We start from the raw sequence: 22,910 nt of genomic DNA on the forward strand, positions 1-22,910 counted from the left end.
TCCGACGCGCCGTGAACTGTTTTTTCTCCACAGGTGTGGAAATACGTTTGCGCAGGTCAGGTGCCACATACCGAGGGTCTGTGAATGCTTTTCCACAGGGTTCTCCGCAGCTGATGCACATTCCACGGGCGTGTCCTCCACGGAATACCCCAGTTGTCCACATGCCCTGTGGATAACCATGGGTCACATTGTTGGGTTCTATCGGGCGTAGCGCCTACCGTCAGCCCATGAGCGTGACCGAGTTCGACAGCGTCCCGCCGGCCCCCGAGCCCTCTGACGACGGCTGGGGCGACGGCCCCGCGGCGTACGAGCCGGGTGAGGCGCCGCGTCGCGTCGGCGACCGCACGCCGCCGCAGGACAACGCGGCCGAGCAGTCCGTGCTCGGCTCGATGCTGCTCTCCAAGGACGCGGTCGCCGAGGTCGGCGAGATCCTGCGCGGCGTCGACTTCTACCGTCCGGCGCACGAGGTCATCTACGACGCGATCATCGACCTGTCGCTGAGCCGCGGCGAGCCCGCCGACCCGATCACCGTCGCCAACGAGCTCGGTCGTCGCGGCGAGCTGGAGCGGGTCGGCGGCGCGCCGTACCTGCACACGCTGTCGGCCAACGTGCCGATCGCGGCCAACGCGATGTACTACGCGGAGATCGTCAAGGAGAAGGCGATCCTCCGGCGCATGGTCACCGCCGGCACCAAGATCGTCCAGCTCGGCTACGCCGGTGAGGGCGAGATCGCCGGCCTCGTCGACCAGGCCCAGGCCGAGGTCTACGGCCTGGCCGACGGCAGCCGCAAGGAGGACTACGTCCCGCTCTCCGACGTCATGGAGGGCGTGCTCGACGAGATCGAGGCGATCGGCAACCGTGAGGCCGGCGTCTACGGCGTGCCGACCGGCTTCGCCGAGTTCGACGAGCTGACCAACGGCCTGCACGCGGGCCAGATGATCATCGTCGCGGCCCGACCAGCGATGGGTAAGTCGACGCTCGCCCTCGACTTCTGCCGCGCCGCCTCGATCCACAACAACCTGACCAGCTGCTTCTTCAGCCTCGAGATGAACCGCTCGGAGATCACCATGCGTCTCCTGAGCGCCGAGGCGAAGGTGCCGCTCAACCACATCCGCACCGGTCAGATGACCGACGACGACTGGGCCAAGATCGCCCGCAAGATGGGCGAGGTCTCCTCCGCGCCGTTCTTCATCGACGACTCGCCCAACATGACGATGATGGAGATCCGCGCCAAGGCGCGCCGCCTCAAGCAGAAGCACGACCTCAAGCTCATCGTGATCGACTACATGCAGCTCATGAGCTCCGGCAAGAAGGTCGAGTCTCGTCAGCTCGAGGTCTCGGAGTTCTCGCGAAACATCAAGCTCCTCGCCAAGGAGCTCGAGGTCCCGATCATCGCGCTCTCGCAGCTCAACCGTGGTCCCGAGCAGCGTGCCGACAAGCGCCCCGCGGTCTCCGACCTGCGTGAGTCCGGTTCGCTCGAGCAGGACGCCGACATGGTCGTCCTGCTCCACCGCGACGACGTCTACGAGCGCGAGTCGACCCGTCCCGGCGAGGCCGACATCATCATCGCCAAGCACCGTAACGGTCCGACCCGCGACATCGTCGTGGCCTTCCAGGGCCACTACTCGCGGTTCGTCGACATGCAGCGCTGATCTGTCGCATGCTGTGTCACTGCGACGACATGGGCCGTCATCGGATTGTGTATGACGTCCGTGAAAGTTGACAGTACGAAGGGGCCGAACCTGTTGGGTTAGGCCCCTTCTGTCGTTGGGCGGGTGCTGCTTGGGTTCCTGTTCCGAGGATTGACAAGTTCGGCGGCCGCGCCGCATTCGTCAACCCCTGTCCCCCCACAGGCTCGCCAATGTTCTCTGCATCTCGACATCGGCTGCCGACGCCTGATTGGTGCGAATCGGGCCCCGCGTCGCGACGGGTGGGTGGACGGAAGTCCTCGATGTGAGCAGTGTCGACATCGAGTCGTTGCCAGTGCGATAGTCGGCGCAGTACGCACTCTCTGCCGGAGGTTCTGATGGCTCGCAACGCCAAGTATTTCGTCGAGTTGATAGGGACGTTCCTGTTCGTTCTGGTGATTGTGTCCGCGGTGCGTTCGGGGTCGGCGTTGGCGCCGTTCGCGATTGGTGCCGCGCTCATGGTCAACGTGTACGCAGGTGGCCACGTGTCCGGTGGGCATTACAACCCGGCCGTTTCGTTGGCAGTGTTCGTACGAGGACGGCTCGCCGCACGCGACCTGGTGCCGTACTGGGCTGCGCAGTTCGCTGGCGCAGCCCTCGCTGCGGGTGTCGCACATGTCTTCTACGGCTACCCGAAGGCTGGGCCGGCCTTCGAAGGCCACGATCTGTGGGCTGCGTTCCTGGCCGAGGCCATCTTCACGTTCGCGCTCTGCTGGGTCGTGCTGAACGTGGCCACGGCTCGCGCGAACGACGGCAACAGTTTCTACGGCCTTGCGATTGGTTTCGCGGTAGCCACTGGCGCCGTCGCGGTCGGTCCGGTTTCTGGTGGAGTTTTCAACCCTGCCGTTGGTTTGGGTGTGACGATTGCGCACCTGTCGGCCTGGGGAAACCTCTGGGTCTATGTCGTTGCGTGTCTGCTTGGCGGGGCGGTTGCTGGTGGCTTGTTCAAGGCGCTGAACCCGACGGACGCGTAGCGGATTCATCGACTCCGCGGCACGAACCCAGCGCCGCCCTGAGCAAAGCCCTCGTCGCTGGTGCAGGTCGGCGTGGTCTTCATTCGGGAGCGGGCTTGGTCCGATTGAGGAGCCACCAGATGACCACGAGGTCCGAGGTGTGTTCCGGGTCGAGACCAGTCACTTCCGTGAATCGGGTGAGGCGGTACCGAACCGTGTTGCGGTGCACCATGAGGGCACGAGCGCATTCCTCGACACGACGGTCGTACCGCAGGTAGGCCCCGACGGTGGCCAGGATTTCCTCGGCCGCGCGGCCTTGTGCGCGCAGCGGCTGGAGGTGGCGGTCGTCGAGGAGCGCGGCTGCGTCGTCTGCGGCGGTGGCCAACAAGGGCAGGGCCCCGAGGTCGCCGAGCCCGTGGATGCCGTTGAGGTCGAACGTCTCGGCAATCTGGAGCGCGCGGAGTGCTTCGTCGTACGACGTCCCCACCTCATTGAGTGGCCGGGGTTGGCTGATGCCCACGGAGGCCTCCGCGGTGGGCGATGGTGGCGATTGCGGCAGCAGCGCAACGTGCGTGCCGTCAACGACAGCGTCAACGACCGGGAGTTTCGATGTTCCACCCTGAACCCGCAGCCGCGACCTGAGGTCGGAAAGGGTCCGTGCGTCACCCCAGCGGACACACGCAACCACGTAGGGCGTGTCGAGGTCGAGACGAAGTCGGGGTGCCATGGTCCGCAGTTCCAACTGCGGCATCGTCCCAGCGAGCAAGCGGCGCATGAAGTCAGCGGTGCTGGATGCCTGAGCGAGCGCCCGCTCCTGATGGACCTCGTAGATGACCGCTGCATGCTCCGTCGCCCACTGCCATGCGAAGTCCTGCGCTTGCGCGATGTCGTCCGCCGAGACGCCGAATTCGTTCGCCCGGTCACGGGCCACTTCCATGAGCCGGCGTGCCCCCACCTGGAGTCTGTGGGCGACCAGTTCCAGGGGGATGCCCTGGGCTCCCCACTCCGTCACGAGCAACCGCAGGTCGTCGAGGCTCGTGGTGTAGGTCGGGTCCGTGAGGCTGTGGAAGGCCATCTGCAGCACGGCTGCGGTGTTTTCCTCGAACGCGTCGGAGACGACGGTGCCGTAGTCCGCTGCCGCGGCGCGGTACTGCTCGGTCAGTTCAGTGGCGTACCCCCTCAGATCGTTCGCGATGGCAGCCATCAGGGCCATCGCCGGTCCGCCCACAGCCGGGGCGGGTGTCGGGTTCACGTCGGGTTCCACGGTTCGACTTTATGCGTCTGCACAGTTTCAGCGATGCATATTCCGTCCATCGCCCATATTCCATGCTCCAGTTTGGTCGGACGCTAGAGCGTGAAGAGGCCGCACGGGCGTCAAAGGCACAACAAGGAGCAGCAGTGGGTGCGAAGCAGTCCCGGGTCATCATCGTCGGGTCAGGGTTCGCCGGCCTTGGTGCGGCCTACGAACTCCGCGAAGCAGGATGTGAGGTCACCGTCCTGGAGCGGGCCTCCGACGTCGGCGGCGTCTGGCGCGACAACACCTACCCGGGCGCTGCCTGTGACGTGGAGAGCGCCATCTACTCGTTCTCCTTCGCGCCCAACCCCAACTGGTCGTCCCAGTTCGCCAAGCAGGCCGAGATCCACGAGTATCTCCGCAACGTCGCCCGCGACACCGGCCTGATGCCGCACATCCGCCTCAACTCCACCGTCGAGCGCGCCGACTGGGACAACGACCGCGCCGTGTGGACCGTCCGGGCCGGCACCGACACCTACGAGGGTGAGCACCTCATCCTCGCCACCGGTGCCCTGGCCGACCCGAAGATGCCGAACCTGCCAGGCATCGACAAGTTCACGGGCGAGGCGTTCCATTCCGCCCGCTGGAACCACGATGTCGACCTGACAGGCAAGCGAGTCGCGGTTATCGGCACCGGCGCGTCCGCCATCCAGTTCGTCCCTGCCATCCAGCCCCAGGTTGGCCACGTCACGGTCTTCCAGCGCACTGCCCCCTGGGTGATGCCTAAGCACGACCACCCCATCACTGAGCGTGAGCAGGACCGATTCGCCAAGCGCCCCTTCACGCAGAAGTTCGCACGGACGCGCATCTACCTGCAGCGTGAACTCCTCGTCACTGCGTTCCGCTACCCGGTCCTCATGAAGGCGGCCGAGCGGGCTTCGAAGAAGCACCTCGCCTCACAGGTCTCCGACCCGGCCCTGCGCGCCACCCTGACCCCTGACTACCGGCTGGGCTGTAAGCGCATCCTGCTGTCCAACGACTACTGGGCCAGCCTCGACAACCCGAACGTCAGCGTCATCAACGGAGGCGTCAAGCAGGTCACGAAGACCGGCGTCATCGACGCTGCCGGCGTGCAGCACGACGTCGACGTCATCATCTACGGCACCGGCTTCGACACCTCCCGCCTGCCCCTGACCGACCGCGTCCACGGCCCGTCCGGCACAACACTCTCCGAGCACTGGGGCGACAGCCAGCAGGCCTTCCTCGGCACCTCGGTTGCCGGGTTCCCGAACCTTTTCCTCATGCACGGACCGAACATCGGACTCGGGCACAACTCGGTCATCCCGATGTTCGAGGCGCAAGTTAACTACGTCCGCAAGGCCATCAGCCACGCTGACAAGGCCAACGCCGCAACCATCGAGCCGACCGCCGTCGCGCAGGCGGCCTTCGTCAGCAAGGTCGACCGGCTCACCGACGGCTCCGTCTGGACCTCCGGCGGCTGCGACTCCTGGTACCTCGACTCGACCGGCCGGAACAGCAACCTCTGGCCAGGCACCACCATCAGTTTCCGCAACGCCACCTCGCGTTTCGACGCCTCCAAGCACACTCTCGGCACCGTCGAGGCGGCGAAGGTCGCGGCCTCGTGAACACCGTCGTTCTCATCCACGGCCTCGCTGGTTCGCCCGGCACGTGGGACAGCGTCACGCCGCTGATCCGACACGACGCGGATCGGATCATCGCGCCCTCGGTCGGTCGTGAACTGAGCATTGAGGCCGAAGCCGATGCGGTCGCCCGCAGGATCGGTCGCGGTCACGAGCCTGCCGTACTTGTCGGTCACTCGATGGGCGGCCTCATTGCCACCGCTGTTGCTGAGCGCTATCCCGAACTTGTTGACCGACTCATCCTCGTCAACACGCCCCCATCCATCGAAAGCCGGCTCAGCGCCCGTAGCGGCGGCGAGCGAATCCTGGCCCTGCCCGTGGTCGGCGAGATCGTGTGGCACCTGCTGCCCGACTCGGCTCTCGCCAAGGGAGCCCAGACGAGTTTCGCCCCCGGAACAGACGTGCCAAGCAGGGCGGTCAGAGACCTACGCGCGACGGGCCGCCGCGCCTTCGTGAGGGCATCGGCCAACATCGACGCCTACCTCTTCGACGGTCCTCTCCGGAACCGCCTTGATGGCCTGACCTGCCCCGTCGATGTCGTCTTCGGCGAACTCGACCAGCGGGTCGACCCCGCATCCTTCGCGGCGCTTCGCAACGACGACCACATCACTGCGACGCCTATCCCGGACGCCGGCCACATGACCCCGTGGGAGTCGCCGAGTGCCGTCGCAGACGCCATTCGTCGGGTGCTCATCGCATGACGCTCGGGCAATCAGAGTCGTCGGTGCGTGCCTAACCCTGGACAGGTCAGGAGGTTGGCGCGTCGGGGTCCGCCTCGACCGTTTGGCGGATCAGCATCGACGGCACGCGGCTCAGCCGCGGTACCCGCCCCAGGCGCCCTTGGTCGCGCCAACTCATCTTCGCCAGTCCATTCATGAGCATGTACACGCCGACAGCGGCGAAAGCGGCAAGGGGGAGTTCGACGCAGGCGGCAGAGAGCAGGCTGCCGGTCTGCTCAGCCGAACCCCACGACAGGGTCACGTCGAACCACGCGTCGGTAGTGAACAGCGTCGCCAACACTGCCAAGGCCACGGGAAACATGTGGCGCCTGCGGAAGCCGAGCCAGCCAGTGACGGCCATGGCACCCGTCAGCGCGACGTCAAACCCGATCCACGCCACCGCCCAAGCACTCGTGTGATGCTGAGACGGGAGCGTGGCGATCAGCAGACCGATCCATGGGCCGAGCGATACCGCGCCACCGATCGCCACGAGGACGCCAAGGCGGCGCATACGAGCACGCTTCTCCTGGGCGGGGTGGTCGATGAGATTGATCCACCGCGCCAAGGTGCGACGCTCGGACTCAGTCAGAGCCACTACGTCCTCGGGTGTCTGGACCGCTTGTCCGAGTGTCGCAGCCATCAACCGATCGCCTTCCTGTGCCGAGGGCGACGCCTTCAATGCGGCCGCTCGATGGACGATGTTCCCGGGCCACCCGGGAATCTCCGGGAGGGACAGAGTGGCCCGGGAACCGCTCGTGTATCGCCCTACTTGTTGAGGAGGGCGACGACCTCCTTCGCCGTCTTCTTGGCGGACGCAGGGTTCTGGCCGGTGACCAGGTTGCCGTCTACGACGGCGTACGGCACGAAGGGGAGGCGGGCCTTCTCGTAAAGGCCGCCGCGCTCCTTGGCGACCTTCTCAGCGTTGTAGGGGACCAACTTGTCGACCTTGGCGAGTTCCTCCTCGCGCCACGCAAACCCGGTCATGTGCTTGCCGGCAATGAGGTAGGTGCCATCGGACAGCGTCGTGTTGAGAAGCCCGCAGTAGCCGTGACACACCGAAGACACGATCGCGCCGCGCTCGTACATCTCGCGGGTGATCCGCTGCAGGCCCGCGCTGTCGAGGAAGTCGTACATGACTGCGTGGCCACCCGTGAAGTAGATGGCGTCGTAGTCGGCGGAGTTGATGTCGTCGGGGCTGAGGGTGTTCTCCAGGAGCGCCATCTTCGCGGGGTCGTTGAACCACGCCTTGGCGGTCTTGTCGTAGTTGGGGAACTTGAGGGCTCGCGGCTCAAGTGGGACCTTGCCGCCGGCCGGGCTGACGAGGGTCTGCTCGTAGCCAGCCTCCTCGAAGACATGCCAGGCGTGAGTCAGTTCCGACAGCCAGAGGCCAGTGGGGTGGCCCGGGTCGTCGTAGTGGGCGACGTTCGTGACGACGTTGAGAATGCGCTTGGGCATGGTTCGCTCTTCCGTTTCCGGGGCTCGGTGTTGACGATGCTTACATGAAGATTAGACAGGAGTGTTTACAGTGTCAACACTCCTGTCGCTCTGTGTGGCGCGTCGCACCTCCAAGGTAGGCCCGACTCGACGGAGAACGCGCCTTCCGGGCGACACGTCAACCAGCCAATCGGGCGGCCGCGAAACAAGATGCGGGTTCAGTTGCGGATCCCCGAACCTCACTCACATCAGGAATGCCGTCAATCGGTCGAAACCTTGTTGTTTCAGCGACTCGCCCTCCGAGGTTCATCCTTCTCACATGGACCACATCACCGACCGGCGCTCGTGGCTGACCATCGTTGCGTTCGCGGCACTCGGCGCCGTAACGCAACTCCTCTGGCTGACCTATGCCCCAGTCACCAGTGCCTCAGCGGAGCACTACGGCGTCTCCGAGACCGCCATCGGCTGGCTCGCGAACGTTTTCCCCCTCTGGTACGTCCTCCTCGCCATCCCGGCGGGCCTCTCACTCGATCGCTGGATGCGCCCCACCCTCATCGTCGGCGCGGCGCTCACGGCACTCGGCGGCATCGCCCGGGTCCTCTCCGACGACTACGCCGCCGCCCTCGTGGGGCAGACCCTCGTCGCCATCGCGCAGCCGCTCGTCCTCACCGCCATGACCCCCATGGCTGCGCGCTACCTCGCCGAACGTGACCGGGCCAAGGGAATCGCGTTTGCCTCGGCTGCCACCTTCGCCGGAATGATCGTTGCGTTCCTGCTCGCCACCATGGCCGACCTGACCGCCGTCCTCCACCTGGACGCCATCATCGGCGTCCTCGCCGGCGGCGCTGTGCTCCTCGCCCTTCGTCAGGCTCCACGCTTCGCGTCGTCCGGTCCCTCGGGCGGCCTCAGCGACTTTCTCGCGGCGTGGCGCAATCCAGCCGTCCGACGCATGTGCCTGCTGGTGCCAGTCCCGTTCGGGACCTTCACGGCCCTCACCACCTGGGGCCAGCCCCTCTTGGAGCCCGCAGGAGTTACCGCCGACCAGGCAGGGATCCTGCTGCTGATCAACGTCGTTGCAGGCGTCATCGGTTGTGCCGCAGTGCCAGTCTGGGCCGCCCAGAACAACCGCCAGGGCCGCACCCTCATCGCGGGCATTGCCGCCACCACAATCGCGTGCGTCCTCCTCGCGGTGGCCCCGTCCATGAGCGTTGCGCTCGCGTGCTTTGTCGTCGTCGGCGCCCTGCTCCTTCCGGCGTTGCCGATAGTCCTGGAGATCAGCGAGCGAGCAGCGGGCGATGCCGCCGGCGCGGCTGCGGGTCTCGTGTGGCTTGCCGGGCAACTAGGTGCGCTCGTCGTCACTGGTGTGACGGGGGTCCTTGTGGACGCACCGACCTGGGCATTCCTCCTCCTGGCTGTCGTCACGATCGGAGCACTGCCCGCAGTCCCACGAACCCGCTCCGCTGCCGTCGTGACCGCAGATTCGATCTGATCACCGATGTCGGATCGCGTACGGCGGTCTAACATCCGCGGTATCGACGTTCACACACGCAAACTGCGCTACTTCCTCGCCGCCGCAGACGAACTGCACTTCAGCCGTGCTGCCGCGCGCGTCTTCCTGACCCAGCAAGGCCTCAGCCGCCAGATCAAGGAACTTGAGGAAGAACTCGGCGTCAGGCTCTTTGAACGGACCACTCGTACCGTCACCCTGACGGCGGCCGGCGCTGCGTTCGTCGAGGTCGCGCGACGGATCGTCGACGACCTCGACGTTTCTGTGGCCGATGTCCGTCGCGCTGATCGAGCCCTGACCGGGCGGATCCGGCTCGGGTTCTGTGCAGGCGCAGCGCTCGAACTCACAGGGCCGATTCTCAGTTCATTTCGCGAGACCTATCCCGAGGTGACAGTCGACATGCGTGAGTTCCCGCAGACCGACCCTTCAGCCGGGCTCGCCTCCGGAGTCACCGACATCGCCATCATCCGGCTGCCGCAGGGAACGGCGAAGATCGAGACAGAACCACTCTTCGTGGACCCCGTGATCGCGGCCGTCGCAGACTCCCACCCACTTTCGGCACAGTCATCCGCCACCGTCGCTGAGTTGCTGGAATGGCCATTGACCCTCTCTGGCACGAGCGACGACGTCTATCGGGCGTTCTGGGGGCTTGTGGCCGCGCGTCCGCCCGGCGTTCCCGGACAGTTCGTTCCGTTCTCGTCCGTCACCGAAGAGTTGGCGCTTGTCGCTGCCGGATCCGCGATAGCCATCACGAGCGCAGCGGTCCCCACCTACGCGCCCATGAAAGGCGTGCGCTACGTCGAGGTCACGGACTGGCCTGGGTCGATCGTCGCACTCGCATGGCACACCGGGGAGCGGTCGCCTGCTGTCACCCGGTTCGTAGACAACGCATGCAGAGTGCGCGACGACCACGTCGATCTTGTACAACACATCGAGAACCGGAGACTGGCGAAGTCACCCTGAGCGGAGTCGGCCGCGCGCATCATCCCCGTGCGGTCAGGGCGGCGTGTAGAACGAACCGGTCCCATTGGCTGCGTGTGGTGCGCCCAGTCGACGCCGCGATGCTCCGCAGGCGATAACGAATTGTCTGTGGGTGCAGCCCAAGTTCTGCCGCGGCCTTGATGTCAGACCCCATCCACAGAACAGCCTCCAGCGTTCGCAGCAGTTCCGGCTCGTTGAGCAGCGGTCCAAGAGTGTCCTGGACGAAAGCGTCGCCATCAGCGTCCGGATGGCCAGTGAGCACCGCAATCGCCTCCACATCGCTTCGACCGAACAAGACGTCGGGACGCGACGCCGGGTGGTGAAGCGCGCTGGCCGAGATCCGGAAGAGTCGTGGCGCCGACCTCGTCGTTACCCCTGACAGCAATACGCCACAGGTGCCCGTAGTCCGAAGCCCTGAACCCACAAGGCTCCTGTCGGCCTGATGAAACATCGCAACGTTCAGCCCGTCGACTGATGCCTGGAGGAGCGCGTCGCCCCCTACGGGACCATCTGCGAGCCGCTGTGAGGCGCCAGTGGCTCCCTCGTCTGGCCGAACAATGAGGACATCGAAGGATTTCGGAAGCCGCGTGTCGAGTTCGCGCAGACGCGCAGCGAGGCTCCCTTCGTGCGTCTGCCGTCCGCGCATGATGTCGGACGCCAGCAAGCGCAGCGACGTATCGCGGTCCGTGAGAAGCGCTCGCGTGCTCGCGTCGTATCCCTCCTGGATCGCCTCCGATATGACATCGAGCAGAGAAAGGTACGTCCGTCCGAGCGCGGTCACATCCGGCACGGACAGGGCATTTCCGTAGCGCTCGGACACGATGTCAAGAAGATGCGGTCCGACAGTCCGATACGCACGCAGCACCGCGGGAAGTGGCCGCCCATCGCGTGCCCGCACCCCGCCGACGTTCCGAAACCGCCGAACATCCTCCGCGTTCGGCTCAGTTCCGGTCGCCCAAAGGTCCAGGACCCGCCGCAGCGTCCATCCTGCGATCGACTTGACCTCGTCGACCTGCGTGGCATCAAGTGTCGCGTAGGCCGGGATCGTGCCGAACACCGTTGCGACCACAGCATCGACGAGTTCAGCGGCGTCAGCCTGCGCACGCGCTGCAGTCTCAGTACGAGGAACGCTCACGGACCCACATCCCGGCATTGTGATGATCTGATAGATACCGCTATCACGATAGGTGATTCAGATGGTGTCGCACGGGGGATCGGGACGACGATCGCCACAACCCCGATCCTCGCCTGGAGGCGACCGTGTCTTTTCGTCCCGATGTGGTTGTCGTCGGCGCCGGCCTCGCCGGCCTCGTCGCCACCCACGAGCTGGCCAAGGCCGGCAAGCGGGTCCTGGTCCTCGACCAGGAGAACCGCCACAACCTCGGTGGCCAGGCGTTCTGGTCGCTCGGCGGGCTTTTCTTCGTCGACAGTCCCGAGCAGCGACGGATGGGCATCAAGGACTCCTTCGACCTTGCCTGGCAGGACTGGCAAGGGAGCGCGCAGTTCGACCGGTTCGGCGACGGGTCCGACGGACCGGGCCGCGGCGAGGACTTCTGGCCGCAGCAGTGGGCCGAGGCGTACGTCCGCTGGACCAACGAGGGCAAGCGCGACTACGTCCGCGACCTGGGCCTGAAGTCCCTGACGTTCGTGGGCTGGGCCGAGCGGGGCGACGGCCGTGCCGAAGGCCACGGCAACTCTGTGCCGCGCTTCCACATCACCTGGGGCACGGGCCCCGAGGTGGTCCGGGTCTTCCTGGAGCCCGTCCTGGGAGCAGAGGAGGCTGGCCTCGTGCAGTTCGGCTTCCGACACCAGGTTGATGCGCTCCTCACCGTGGGCGGCGCGGTGGTCGGCGTACGCGGCTCCCTGCTCGCGCCCGACGAGGCACCACGCGGGGAGAGGTCCAACCGCGACGTCGTCGGCGACTTTTCCATTGAAGCCCCAGCAGTTGTCGTCACCAGTGGCGGCATCGGCCACAACTTCGACCTCATGCGCCGCAACTGGCCGACCGACCGGGTCGGCCCCGCGCCGGAGCACATGATCGCCGGCGTCCCGGCGCACGTGGACGGCCGGATGCTCGCCATCTCCGAGGAGGCTGGGGCCACACTGGTCAACAAGGACCGGATGTGGGCCTACGTCGAGGGCGTCCACAACTGGGACCCGATCTGGCCCGACCACGCGATCCGGATCCTGCCCGGCCCGTCGTCGATGTGGTTCGACGCCAACGGCAAGCGGCTGCAGGGGATGTCGGGTGTGCCCGGCGCCGACTCGATCGGATCCATGACCCAGATCCTGTCCACCGGCTACGACTACTCGTGGTTCATCCTCGACCAGACGATCATCGAGAAGGAGTTCGCACTGTCGGGCTCCGAGCAGAACCCCGACTGGACCAACAAGGACGTCCGGCTCATGCTCACCGACCGGATCCTGGGAAAGGGCGCGACCGGCCCGGTCGAGCGGTTCAAGCAGCACGGTGAGGACTTCGTCGTCGCCGATAACCTCGCCGACCTGGTCGCCGGAATGAACAAGATTTCACGCGGTCCTGCCCTTGACCCGGCCGACATCGAGCGGCAGATCGTGGCGCGCGACCGCCAGGTCGACAACCCTTTCGCCAAGGACGCGCAGATCATGGCGATCCACAACGCTCGGCGCGACCGGACGGGCAAGATCATGCGCGTCGCGAAGCCGCACAAGATCCTCGACCCTGAGCACGGCCCGCTCATCGCGGTGCGCTGCAACATCCTGTCGCGCAAGACCCTCGGCGGCATCGAGACCAACCTCGACTCCCAGGCGATCGCGGCGGACGGCGCGGTCATCCCGGGCCTGTACGCCGCGGGCGAGGTCGCCGGCTTCGGCGGTGGCGGCGTCCACGGCTACAACGCGCTCGAGGGCACCTTCCTCGGCGGCTGCATCTTCAGCGGCCGCGCCGCCGGGATGGCTCTGTCCCGCGACTGACCGGTCAGTCGGCCTTCGGCTGGATCTGGGCCGACAGCAGGGCGTGGAACGCTGCGCGCACTCGCGCCGCAACCTCGTCCGTGGTCGCGGCCTTCATCTTGCCGTCGAGGTGCAGGAACGCCAGTCCGTGAGCCAGGGCCCAGCCGCCGGATGCGAGTGAGTGGGCGTCCTGGCCGGGGAAGACGTTCTCCATGACTGAGGCGAGAAGGTCATGCAGTTTGGCTGCCGCTTCGACACGCTGGTCGTTCTCGACGTCGCATTCCTGACCGAACATCAACTTGAACAAGGCCGGTCGACGGAGCGCAAAGTTAACGTAGGTAATGCCGAAGTCGGCGAGGTCGTCGGGCTTGGACGGCATCGCGCCGGCGTTCGTGAGGTCAGCCATCAGGTCCTTGAGGCCCTGTGCTGCCAGCGCCGACTCGATAGCCTCGCGGTCCTCGAAGTGTCGGTACGGTGCGGTCGGGGAGACCCCAGCCTTGCGTGCGACGGCACGCAGTGAGAACGGCTCGCCCTCTTCAAGCATTTCCATCGCGCTGGTCAGGAGGGCAGCGCGCAAGTCGCCGTGGTGGTAACTCTGCTTGGTCTCTGGTGTTGCCACCCTGCTCACCGTCCCTTCAGGAAATGTCTGGCCACATGGCTAGATGCCTTGCGTAGCGTACGCCGACCGATTTCGTATTCCGGATCCGCGGTCAGGCTGCCAGGACTTCGACATCGGTGGTCTGCTCACGCGCACGCTCCCGCAGAGAAGTGACGACGCCGAGCCCGGCGGCGACCATGACAGCGGCGGCATATCCCAGGAGAACGTCATCAAGGCCGAACGGGTGGACGAGGACTCCCGCGAGAACAGCGGGCACGCTGAAGGCCACGTAACTCACGACGTAGATGGAGGCGAACGTCGAAGCCCGCTGGTCGGCTGGAACGAACTCCATGACCTGTCGCGGGCTCGCTGAAAATGCGAGGCCGAACCCCGCGCCCGACATGACGGTCGCGACGAGGAACGTTGGCGCAGATGCGAGCAGCACGGACGCTGCTGCCAGTCCTGCTCCGAGAAGGAGAGCAGTGCTGCCGAGGACGGTGTTCAACGAGGCCGGGTACCTGCGGAGCAAGAGGGGAGCGACCGCGCCCGAGGCGTTGAGCAGGCCGATGGCCAGTCCGCCCGCAAGAGCAAACTTCACGTCGAACACCTCGCGCATCGCCACCGGGATGAGCGAAAGGTAGAGGCCGCTGGTGGCCCAGAGTGCGATGAGCCCCGGAACGAGGGACAGGAAGGTTGCTCGTGCCGTGTGCGGCAACGACATCCTCGGGATGAGCGACCGGAGAGTTCCGGGACGCATGCGACTCGTCTCGGGCAGCCGCACGGATGCCATCGCGCCAAGACCGAAGAACGCAGCCAGGACGATGAAGGTGGTCGTTGCCGGGTCGGAGACCTTCTGGATCAGCAGTCCGGTAACCACGCCGCCAGCCGCCAGGCCGGCGAGGGGTGCAAAGCCGTTGATGAGGGCCCCCAGGCGCGAGTCCTCGGGAGCGGCTTCGAGGATGGCGGCGTTGAGTGCTCCCACCGCGACGCCTGTCGCCACGCCTTGCAGGGCTCGACCGGCCAGCAGCCATTCGACGCTCTGGGCGGAGAGGAAGACCAGCATCGCCGCCGACTCCAGGAGGAGCGTGCCGATGATGACCGGTCGCCGACCGATGTGGTCTGACAGTCCGCCAGCGATGAGCAGCGCCACCATCAGTGCCACTGCATAGGTGGCGAAGATGACCGTGAGCATTGCAGCGCTGAACCCGAAGTCGTGTTGAAACGGCACGAGGAGAGGTGAGGGCGCTGCGGCCGCGACGAAGAAGGCGAACAACTCGACCTTGAGGACGAGCAGGGCCATTGTCTTCCGATTCATCCGATGTTCCCGTCGCTCAATGTTGGCGTTGCTAACATCGAGAATATGAGGCAATGTATGCGGTGTCAACACTGTCGAGTGTGCAGACCGGCATGCCCAACGCAAGAGGAGAAGCCATGACTGGCACGATCGTTGTCTTCGGAGCCACTGGCTATGCCGGTGAACTCGCAGTGCGGAGCCTCCTCCGCCGCGGAGTGAAGCCCGTCGTCGCGGGCAAGACCGAGTCCCGGATCAAGGCTGCCGCGGAGAAGTTCGGCGGCCTTGAGTACCGACTCGCCGATGCCGCGGATGTCGGCAGCCTGCGCGCGCTCGTCGGGGCAGGCGACGTCCTCATGACGACCGTCGGGCCCTTCGACCAGGTCGGCTACAACGCTGCGCAGGCCGCCGCGGACGAGGGCGCCCACTACATCGACTCGACCGGCGAAGTCGGCTTCGTTCACGACCTTCGGGAACGGCACGACCTTCGCGCGCGCGAGACAGGCGCGACCATGCTGCCAGCCTTCGGCAACGACTACGTGCCCGGATTCCTCGCGGGCGCAATTGCAATCGAACGGGCTGGTGCACAGATCGCCTCGCTCGACATCGGCTACTTCATCGACGGGTCGCTTCGCGGTGGAAAGGGCCTCAGCCACGGAACTCGCACCACCGTCGCCGAGGGCATGACACTCCCCGTCACCCTCTGGCACGACCGGACCCTCGTCGACCGGCGCGCCGCCTCGAAGGTCAAGACCTTCACGATCAGCGGGCATCGCAAGGCGGCTGTACTCGCCACCGGCACAGAGGTGCTCTTCCTGCCTCGTGAGTACCCCCAGTTGGCATCGGTCACTGTCTACAACGGGTGGTTCCCCGAGATGAGCCGCGTTCTTCCGCTCGTCACAGCCGTTGCCACCACCGTTGCAAGGACGGATCGCGGAGCCAGGGCAGTCGACAAGGTCCTGGCCAAGACGGTGGGCCCGACGGGAGGGCCCGATGCTGCCGAGCGTGCCCGGACCGGTGCTCATACCGTCGCGATCGCGAGGAACGCGGCGGGCAAGGCAGTGTCCGAAGTGCATGTCGTCGGCCCGAACGTTTACGACCTGACTGCCGAACTCATGGCCTGGGCAGGTATCGAACTGGTCAACGGACGAGCATCGTCCGCGGGCGTCGTGGGTCCCACCGAGGCCTTCGGTCTGGAGGTCCTCACGAGGGCGTGCGCAGACATCGGCTTGGTTGTCGCCTGAACCGCACATGCCGTGGGTGGAGCCCGGCCGCGGGAGTTGGCCGGGGTCCGCAGCGAGGGGTCGGCGGTGATCGTTTATCGCTTGGCGATTCCGTCAGTGATCATCTGCTCGAAGTGGTCGGTAATCGTCTCCTGCGGTGGCCGGAAGTCGATTCCAAGTTCAATTCGGGAGCGAGAGTTGTCGAATCGAATCGGCCAACCCACGTTGCGGTCGACATAGAACCGAGTGAGGCCGATTGCCGGTGCTACCAACCGGACGACGGACGTGGGTAGTTCGCGCCGGGGAAAACTTCGGCGTCGGCCGAAGGCGTTGCCCAGGACCTTGCCGATGTCCAGCAGGCTGAGGGCGCCCGAGGCTGCGATGTAGCGACCCCGTGCATCGGGCGTGAATCCGGCTGACAGGTGCGTCAGTGCGACATCACGAACGTCAACGACCGCGAATGAGAGTGCCGGTGCGCCAAGCGTGAGGGAACCGTCGACGAAGTGGCCCATCGTCGTCATGCTCCCGGAGACGCTGCTCGTCGTCATGGATGGCCCGAGCACCAGTCCGGGATTGACCGTGATGAGGTCCCACCGGTCTTGCGCCGCGCATATTTTCCACGCCTCGCGCTCGGCGAGGGTCTTGGAATGGCTGTATTCCTGGTGCGTGGCGCTGCTCGTGGTGTTCCAGTCCGCATCTGTGAACGCAGCCTTGCCGGCCATGTCGGCGTTGTCGCCGTAGACGGCCGCCACGCTGCTGGTCAGCACCACCCGCTTCACTGATGGCGTGGCGTCGACGCTCGCGAGAACGTTGCGGGTGCCTTCCAGTGCTGGCCGGATCAGTTGGTCGTGCGGGTTGTCGAGTTTGCCGACAAGGAACGGTGACGCCGTATGGATGACCAGTTCGCATCCCGCCATGGCCTCGGTGAAACTGCCCTCGTCGAGGAGGTCTGCGCGATGGAGTGAAAGCCGACCTGGGTGAGCGGCAGCCAGCGCGTGGAGATGACCGAGCCCTGCGGCCTTCTGAGGATCGCGGACGGTCGCACGCACAGCCCGACCAGCCTCCAGGAGATACCGGACGATCCACCCGGCGACATAACCGCTGCCGCCGGTGACAAGGACAGGGGAGTCGGGGTCGATCTCAGTCATGGCGGGTTCCTTGGAAGGCTGCGGTGACGTGGGGACGGAGTCGTGGGTGGTCAGACGGAACGCAAGTGGCGCGTGCGCTGGCCGGGTTCGACGACGGAGAAGTTGATGCCCGCCTTGGCGAGTCGGCGCAGCAGGTTTTCGCCCATCGCCGTCGCGGTGGTCACCTGGCCCGCCGTGGGTGGATTGGTGTCGAACGCGAGGCACATGGCTGATTCGGCGAGCATCTTGGCGGTCTCGGTGTAGCCCGGGTCGCCACCGGAGACCTGAGTCTGGACGGACTTGCCCCCGCCGCGGCCGACGAAGTCGACCGTGAACTGAGTCTTGTCGCGGCGTTCCTGGGACGGCCCCTCGCCCTGCGGAATTCGGCGACCGATCGCCCGTCGAATGAACGGAACCTGCACGGCGACCAGCGCTGCAGCGAACCCCAGAACTGACAGGAAGACCGTTGACAGGTTCTTGGCGCCCGCATAGTGCGAGTACGTGAAGTCGGGGCCGTAGTCGTCGCGTGCGCGCCCAGACCGCTTGACCACCTCGGGGTCGATGGTCGGCAGCGGGATGAGCCACGTTGCGGTGGCCTTGTCCCGGTGCGGCACGCCGAACCTTGCGCGCGAGGTCCGTCCGGGAGGGGGAGTGTCGACGCGGTTGCGGGCCGCTGCAGTGCGCTGCATGGTGCGCAGGCGCGCCAACTGTCCCAGGCCCGAGTGAAGCGTGCCGCCCGAGATGGTGGCGTTGGTCCGCACGATCCCCCGGACCTTGAGGGGTGCCCCGGTCGGCAACTGCTTGACGGTGAACAGCGTCCCGAGGTCGTGCGGGATCGAGTCGAATCCACACGCATGGACGAGGCGGGCGCCTGTCCTTTCCGCGGTCAGGTGGTGATCGAGGTACATGCGGTCAACGAATTCGGGTTCGCCGGTCAGGTCGACGTAGTCCGTGCCAGCGGCAGCGCAGGCTGCGACGAGGGGTGCTCCGTACTCCAGGTACGGCCCGACGGTCGTGATGATGACCCTTGCTGCACTGGCCACCGCATCCAGGGATTCGCGGTCAGTGGAGTCGGCATGAAGGAGCGCGACGTCGCGAAACGCCGGGTTGATGGTGGCGAGGCGTTCCCGAACCGCTTCCAGCCTGCTCTGGTTCCGTCCCGCGAGGGCAAGGGTGGCGCCTGAGGGGAGGTTTGCCGCGAGGTAGTCGGCGGTGAGCCCTCCGGTGAAGCCGGTGGCGCCGAAGAGCACCACGTCGAACTGTCGCGGGGTCGAACGATCAGGCATTGGATCTCCAATGAAGGTTGTGGAAGCGGTTCGGGGCGGCTGTGCGGCTCAGGCCGTGCGGCTCTCCAGCCAGGTGCGGTACTGCTTGAGGGCGCGGCCCTGCAGGATGGTCTCCTTGACCAGAGCGACCTTCGGGTTGATGCCCGGCCGGGTTCGGCGGCCGGCGCCCAGCCGACGCAACTGCTGGCGGACGCGCGCCATGCCGGCGGCCGAGGCGACGGCCTTGTCCTTGATGTTGATCGGCTTCAGCGTCACCTTCGCGTGGGGGTTGTCCTGCCACTTCCGCGGCAGGAACGGGTCGACTGCGAGTGCGGTGCCCATGCCAACGATGTCGACACCGCTGGCGAGGGCCTCCTCGGCGACGGCGCGACGGACGATGCCGCCGGTGAGCATCAGGGGCAGGGGGCTGCTGGCCGAGAGTTCCTCGGCGAGGGTGAGGAAGTAGGCCTCCCGTGACCGGGTGCGCTCGTCGCTCGCCTGGCCGGTCATCGCAGGTGCCTCGTAACTGCCGCCGGACAGTTCGACGATGTCGACCCCGAGCGGCTCCAGCATGGCGATGACCTTTGCGGCGTCGTCGAGGTCGAAGCCGCCCCGCTGGAAGTCGGCCGAGTTCAACTTCACGGCGACCGCGAACTTCGGCGAGACGGAGGCGCGGACCTCACGGACGATGTCGAGCAGGAGGCGGGCGCGGTTCTCCAGGCTTCCACCCCACTTGTCGGTGCGCTGGTTGGAGAGCGGCGAGAGGAACTGGGAGAGGAGGTAGCCGTGTGCGGCGTGGATCTCGACTCCGTCGAATCCGGCGGCCTCGGCTCGGCGGGCCGTGGTGGCAAAACGGCCAACGGTTTCGTTGATCTGCTCGGCCGTCATGGCGACGGGGGTGGCGAAGCGCTTGCTGTTCTTGCCGAGGTCGACGCGGGTGTCGGACGGGCCCCAGGCGACGCCGGGCATGTTGGCGAGGATCTGGCGGCCGGGGTGGTTGATCTGCATCCAGACGCTTGCTCCGCCGCTCTTGGCTTCCTCGGCCCACTTCTTGAACGGCTCGATGGGGGTGTGCTCATCGAGGACGACGCCGGCGGGGCCTGTCAGGGCCTCCGCGTGGACCATCACGTTGCCGGTGATGATCAGCCCGACGCCGCCGGCGCTCCAGCGGCGGTACAGGCCGAAGAGGTCCTGTCCGGGGAGTTGTCCGGGTGCGGACATGTTCTCCTCCATGGCTGCCTTGGCCAGCCGGTTCGGCAGAACGGAGCCGTTGGGCAGGGTCATCGGGGTGTAGATGGGGCTGCGCATGTGGGCCTTCCTCAAACAGTGATGTATGTTTACGTTGCTTACATCAGCGTACGAGGAGGAGTGAGCAGTGTCAACATCAACAAATGTGACCTACCACCACGGAGACCTTCGAGCGACCCTGCTGGCCACCGCCATGGAGATGCTCGAAGAGGGAACGCCGTTCTCCCTGCGGGCACTTGCCCGGCGGGCGGGCGTCTCGCAGACCGCGCCCTACCGTCACTTCGATGACCGTGACGCCCTGGAAGCCGCGCTCGCCGCGGACGGGTTCGTCGACCTCAAGGTCGCACTCGTCGGAGACGGCGACGGCATCCCCGCCACGGTCAACGGGCTCATCGAGTTCGCTGTCGCGTACGTCCACTTCGCCCTCCGCCGCCCTGCCGTCTTCCGCCTCATGTTCGGCAACGAATGCACCGACTCGGCGCCGCAGGTCATCGAGGCCGCTCAGGAACTCCGCGACCTCCTCGCCACGGCGTTGCACAACCTCTTCGAAGGCGACGACCTGGACGCACTCGCGACCGCCTGCTGGGCGCTCGTGCACGGCCTGGCAGTTCTGCATCTCGACGGCAAACTCGATGCCTCCGACCTGGACGCAACCGCCCGTCGGGTTCGCACGACCTTCGCCGCTGTCTTGTCTGCCGGCGCCATCCGGGCGACCGGCCGCTGAGAGGCGGGGGCCCGCGGGCGACCTACGCAGGCCGGGACTCCTGGCGGCGTTCGAAGGGCCTCCGGTAATCGAGCGCATTGGTCAACAGGACCACCAGAAGGCCCGCGCCAGCGAAGCACCCGAGCACCACAAAGGCGCCGACCGTCGTCGCGTCCGGGAAATACAGGCTGTCGCGCACCACCGTCGCACCGGCGCCCGGTGGCAGAAGTTGCCCCGCAAGGCGGCCCCCGTCGGGTAGCAACTCCGGCGCGATGGATGCCCCGGAAATGATGATGCCCAGCGAGAAGTAGAGCCCGCCGAGAAGCGTGCCTGCTGGGCCGACGAGTGCCACCACGCCGGCGACGGATGCGGTGATGGCGAGCGACGCGAGTGACAGGCCTCCGAACAACGCCCAGGTCGCGGCTCCGTCGCCGACCCCAAAGATCGACATTGCCGCCAAGGCGACGCCGGCGCTGAGGGCTGCATACAGGACGAGCACCGCCGCATGACGGACTCCGCGGCCCATGGACCGCTCGGTCAACTTGCCGAGACGTCCGAGTGCCACCGAGGCGATGGAGCCACCCAGGGTGAGCGCCTGGATGATGAAGCCAAGAGATCCACCGTTCGAGTCGTCCTTGGGAAGCGGCACGACGTCGACGATCGTCGAGGGGGCGGCGACGCGCTGAACGGTCGCAATGTCGACGCTTCGCCCTTGCTTGGCCAAGGCTTCAACGGTGGCGGCGACCTGATCGCCGTGCGCGGAGTTGTAGGCAGCCTTGAGGATGTTCGCGACTGCTGGCGATGCGGCACTGGCGACGTACAGCGTGTGATTGTCGCCGTCCAATACGGCGCCGCCGTAAGCGTCGCGCTTCTTGATCGCGGCGATCAGGGAGTTGGCGTCCCTGTAGGCCTCGACCTTGAACTGGTCCCCGGCTTCAAGGCGCGGCTCGATCTGGGCCCGCTGCTCCGCGGACGCGACGATGCCGATCGGCAGTGAGTGCGGCTGCGGCGCATGCGCCATGGAGAGGTAGTAGATGCCGAGCAGTAGTTGGACGACTGCGCCTCCGAACGCGATCGCGAGGCCAAGGGTCGAGATCTTGCGTGCGGTGGGTACCGCGGTGTTCGTGCTCGTCATCTCTGCTCCGTGATGAATGCTGATTGCGATTCAGGGGTGGCGCCCTCGGGTGATGTAAGCAACTCTTACATACGTGCTTGCGGTCTGGGAGTCCTGGACGGGTCGGGTGAGACGCCCTTTCGGGCGGCGAATCTTCCTGGCGTTCATCGTGGTCTGTCGTGGATCACATTTCCAAGGTGTTGACGGTGCACACATCGGCCGCTAACGTGATGTAAGCACCGCAAACATCAACAGGCAAAGGAGCCCCTCTCATGGCATCGTCCCCCAAGGCCGACACCGTCAAGTTCGAACTCGGCAGCCGCACGGTCAGCGTCCCGAAGGGCGGCCTGTACGACCGCTACCGGATGAACCCGAACCTCGACGAGATCGAGGCCGACCCCCGGGTCCGCAACGTCGACTTCTTCCGCGGCCTCAGCAAGACCAAGGTCGACTCGCCCATCGGCGAGACCTACACCCCGAACTTCTACTACGCCATGTCGTCCGCGCGACTGACGCTGCTCGCCCCGTCGTCTGCCATCCGCGCCCGCCTGCCCAAGGAACTGTCCCCGCTCGAACTCGTCCCCGGCGTTGGTCTCGTGTCGGTCATCTTCTTCCGCTACGACGTTGCCGACATCGACTTCTACACCGAGGCAGCGGTCGGCGTTGCAGTCCGCCCCGCCCGCCACGGTGGGCTCGGAGCCTTCGACCTGATCACCGACCTCAAGAACGACCACCTGCACTCCTACGTGTTCTCCCTGCCGGTGAACACCGAGATCGCGCAGGTCCGCGGCCACGACGGATACGGCTTCCCCAAGTGGGTCACCGACCTCGACGTCGACATCAACGCCAAGACCAGCACTGCCCGAGTGGCCAACGAGACCGGCGGCCTCGACGTCGGCTTCTCCGCCGCCACCCCGCGCCAGAAGACCTTCCGCTCCGGCGACCGCGTCTCCTCGCTCACCTCCTACACCCAGGGAGCGAACGGCTGGCAGGAGACCTTCAACCAGACCAACGTGCTGGCTGCTGGCTCGGCCCGCTTCCCCCGCGGCGTGAACCTCGAACTCGGCGAGGGCCGCATGTCCGACGACATCCGTGCACTCAAGCCGTTCCGCACCCTGCGACTCGACGTCGCCACCGAATCGCAGGCCGCCCTCCACATGCCCGTCACGACGTCCGTCCGCTCGAACTGAGCCCCACGAACGCGGTCATGGACGGCCGAAGCCGCCCATGACC

At 66.2% G+C, this 22,910-nt stretch carries 20 protein-coding genes; 10 read left to right on the forward strand and 10 right to left on the reverse strand.

The window, feature by feature from the left end; genetic code table 11:
* Positions 1 to 227: 227 nt before the first annotated feature.
* Together dnaB and EPD65_RS03450 are read left to right on the forward strand one after the other, a co-directional pair.
* Positions 228 to 1,652, forward strand: coding sequence for a replicative DNA helicase (gene dnaB / locus EPD65_RS03445; RefSeq protein ID WP_131581753.1), 1,425 nt, complete (start codon positions 228 to 230; stop codon positions 1,650 to 1,652).
* Positions 1,653 to 2,026: 374 nt separating this feature from the next.
* Positions 2,027 to 2,662, forward strand: coding sequence for an MIP/aquaporin family protein (locus tag EPD65_RS03450; protein WP_131581754.1), 636 nt, complete (start codon positions 2,027 to 2,029; stop codon positions 2,660 to 2,662).
* A 79-nt stretch (positions 2,663 to 2,741) separates the two neighbouring features.
* Here the strand turns inward: EPD65_RS03450 and EPD65_RS16500 are convergent, their stop codons facing one another.
* Positions 2,742 to 3,905 carry a PucR family transcriptional regulator gene (locus EPD65_RS16500; protein ID WP_131581755.1) on the reverse strand — a complete coding sequence of 388 codons (1,164 nt, stop codon included), beginning with the start codon at positions 3,903 to 3,905 and terminating at the stop codon, positions 2,742 to 2,744.
* A 134-nt stretch (positions 3,906 to 4,039) separates the two neighbouring features.
* Here EPD65_RS16500 and EPD65_RS03460 point away from each other — a divergent pair, with 134 nt between their 5' ends.
* A complete protein-coding gene (locus tag EPD65_RS03460) occupies positions 4,040 to 5,521 on the forward strand; it encodes a flavin-containing monooxygenase (protein ID WP_243640428.1) in 1,482 nt (493 codons plus the stop codon).
* Complete coding sequence (locus tag EPD65_RS03465) at positions 5,518 to 6,237, forward strand: alpha/beta fold hydrolase (RefSeq protein WP_131581757.1); 720 nt, start codon at positions 5,518 to 5,520, stop codon at positions 6,235 to 6,237. The genes EPD65_RS03460 and EPD65_RS03465 overlap by 4 nt, the downstream gene beginning before the upstream one ends.
* Before the next feature lie 46 nt (positions 6,238 to 6,283).
* Here EPD65_RS03465 and EPD65_RS03470 read toward each other — a convergent pair whose 3' ends face one another.
* Positions 6,284 to 6,895: a hypothetical protein gene (locus EPD65_RS03470; protein WP_131581758.1), complete on the reverse strand. Its 612-nt coding sequence runs from the start codon at positions 6,893 to 6,895 to the stop codon at positions 6,284 to 6,286.
* 125 nt (positions 6,896 to 7,020) lie between these two features.
* The gene (locus tag EPD65_RS03475) at positions 7,021 to 7,710 is read right to left on the reverse strand and encodes a type 1 glutamine amidotransferase domain-containing protein (RefSeq protein WP_131581759.1); all 690 of its coding nucleotides are present in this window, start codon (positions 7,708 to 7,710) and stop codon (positions 7,021 to 7,023) included.
* A 298-nt stretch (positions 7,711 to 8,008) separates the two neighbouring features.
* Here EPD65_RS03475 and EPD65_RS03480 point away from each other — a divergent pair, with 298 nt between their 5' ends.
* Together EPD65_RS03480 and EPD65_RS03485 are read left to right on the forward strand one after the other, a co-directional pair.
* Entirely contained in the window at positions 8,009 to 9,178 is a 1,170-nt protein-coding gene (locus tag EPD65_RS03480; protein ID WP_131581760.1) for an MFS transporter, read from the forward strand.
* A gap of 6 nt (positions 9,179 to 9,184) precedes the next feature.
* Positions 9,185 to 10,159: a LysR family transcriptional regulator gene (locus tag EPD65_RS03485; protein ID WP_131581761.1), complete on the forward strand. Its 975-nt coding sequence runs from the start codon at positions 9,185 to 9,187 to the stop codon at positions 10,157 to 10,159.
* A 19-nt stretch (positions 10,160 to 10,178) separates the two neighbouring features.
* Here EPD65_RS03485 and EPD65_RS03490 read toward each other — a convergent pair whose 3' ends face one another.
* The gene (locus tag EPD65_RS03490; RefSeq protein ID WP_165872863.1) at positions 10,179 to 11,312 is read right to left on the reverse strand and encodes an RsbRD N-terminal domain-containing protein; all 1,134 of its coding nucleotides are present in this window, start codon (positions 11,310 to 11,312) and stop codon (positions 10,179 to 10,181) included.
* 125 nt (positions 11,313 to 11,437) lie between these two features.
* Between EPD65_RS03490 and EPD65_RS03495 the strand changes: the two genes are divergently transcribed.
* Positions 11,438 to 13,129, forward strand: coding sequence for an FAD-binding dehydrogenase (locus EPD65_RS03495; RefSeq protein ID WP_131581763.1), 1,692 nt, complete (start codon positions 11,438 to 11,440; stop codon positions 13,127 to 13,129).
* Between the two features lie 4 nt (positions 13,130 to 13,133).
* Here the strand turns inward: EPD65_RS03495 and EPD65_RS03500 are convergent, their stop codons facing one another.
* Positions 13,134 to 13,727, reverse strand: coding sequence for a TetR/AcrR family transcriptional regulator (locus EPD65_RS03500; RefSeq protein WP_131581764.1), 594 nt, complete (start codon positions 13,725 to 13,727; stop codon positions 13,134 to 13,136).
* A gap of 91 nt (positions 13,728 to 13,818) precedes the next feature.
* On the reverse strand, positions 13,819 to 15,021 hold the full coding sequence (locus EPD65_RS03505; RefSeq protein ID WP_131581765.1) for an MFS transporter: 1,203 nt from the start codon (positions 15,019 to 15,021) through the stop codon (positions 13,819 to 13,821).
* A gap of 116 nt (positions 15,022 to 15,137) precedes the next feature.
* Here EPD65_RS03505 and EPD65_RS03510 point away from each other — a divergent pair, with 116 nt between their 5' ends.
* Positions 15,138 to 16,241, forward strand: a complete 1,104-nt coding sequence (locus EPD65_RS03510) for a saccharopine dehydrogenase family protein (protein WP_131581766.1) — start codon at positions 15,138 to 15,140, stop codon at positions 16,239 to 16,241.
* Between the two features lie 74 nt (positions 16,242 to 16,315).
* Here EPD65_RS03510 and EPD65_RS03515 read toward each other — a convergent pair whose 3' ends face one another.
* The 3 genes from EPD65_RS03515 to EPD65_RS03525 are packed head-to-tail and all read right to left on the reverse strand — an operon-like array spanning position 16,316 to position 19,920.
* Entirely contained in the window at positions 16,316 to 17,368 is a 1,053-nt protein-coding gene (locus EPD65_RS03515; protein WP_131581767.1) for an NAD-dependent epimerase/dehydratase family protein, read from the reverse strand.
* A 50-nt stretch (positions 17,369 to 17,418) separates the two neighbouring features.
* Positions 17,419 to 18,633, reverse strand: a complete 1,215-nt coding sequence (locus EPD65_RS03520; RefSeq protein ID WP_131581768.1) for a saccharopine dehydrogenase family protein — start codon at positions 18,631 to 18,633, stop codon at positions 17,419 to 17,421.
* Positions 18,634 to 18,681: 48 nt separating this feature from the next.
* Positions 18,682 to 19,920, reverse strand: a complete 1,239-nt coding sequence (locus EPD65_RS03525) for an NADH:flavin oxidoreductase/NADH oxidase family protein (protein WP_131581769.1) — start codon at positions 19,918 to 19,920, stop codon at positions 18,682 to 18,684.
* Between the two features lie 85 nt (positions 19,921 to 20,005).
* Between EPD65_RS03525 and EPD65_RS03530 the strand changes: the two genes are divergently transcribed.
* Positions 20,006 to 20,584, forward strand: coding sequence for a TetR/AcrR family transcriptional regulator (locus EPD65_RS03530; protein ID WP_243640429.1), 579 nt, complete (start codon positions 20,006 to 20,008; stop codon positions 20,582 to 20,584).
* A gap of 22 nt (positions 20,585 to 20,606) precedes the next feature.
* Here the strand turns inward: EPD65_RS03530 and EPD65_RS03535 are convergent, their stop codons facing one another.
* Positions 20,607 to 21,698 (reverse strand): ABC transporter permease, encoded by a 1,092-nt coding sequence (locus tag EPD65_RS03535; RefSeq protein WP_131581771.1) that lies wholly within the window; start codon positions 21,696 to 21,698, stop codon positions 20,607 to 20,609.
* A 251-nt stretch (positions 21,699 to 21,949) separates the two neighbouring features.
* On the opposite strand from EPD65_RS03535, the gene EPD65_RS03540 reads away from it, so the two are divergent.
* A complete protein-coding gene (locus tag EPD65_RS03540) occupies positions 21,950 to 22,867 on the forward strand; it encodes an acetoacetate decarboxylase family protein (RefSeq protein WP_131581772.1) in 918 nt (305 codons plus the stop codon).
* Positions 22,868 to 22,910: the final 43 nt, after the last annotated feature.

Origin of the sequence: Nocardioides jejuensis (assembly GCF_004337475.1) — a bacterium.
In the GTDB taxonomy this organism is placed as follows: Bacteria; Actinomycetota; Actinomycetes; order Propionibacteriales; family Nocardioidaceae; genus Nocardioides; species Nocardioides jejuensis.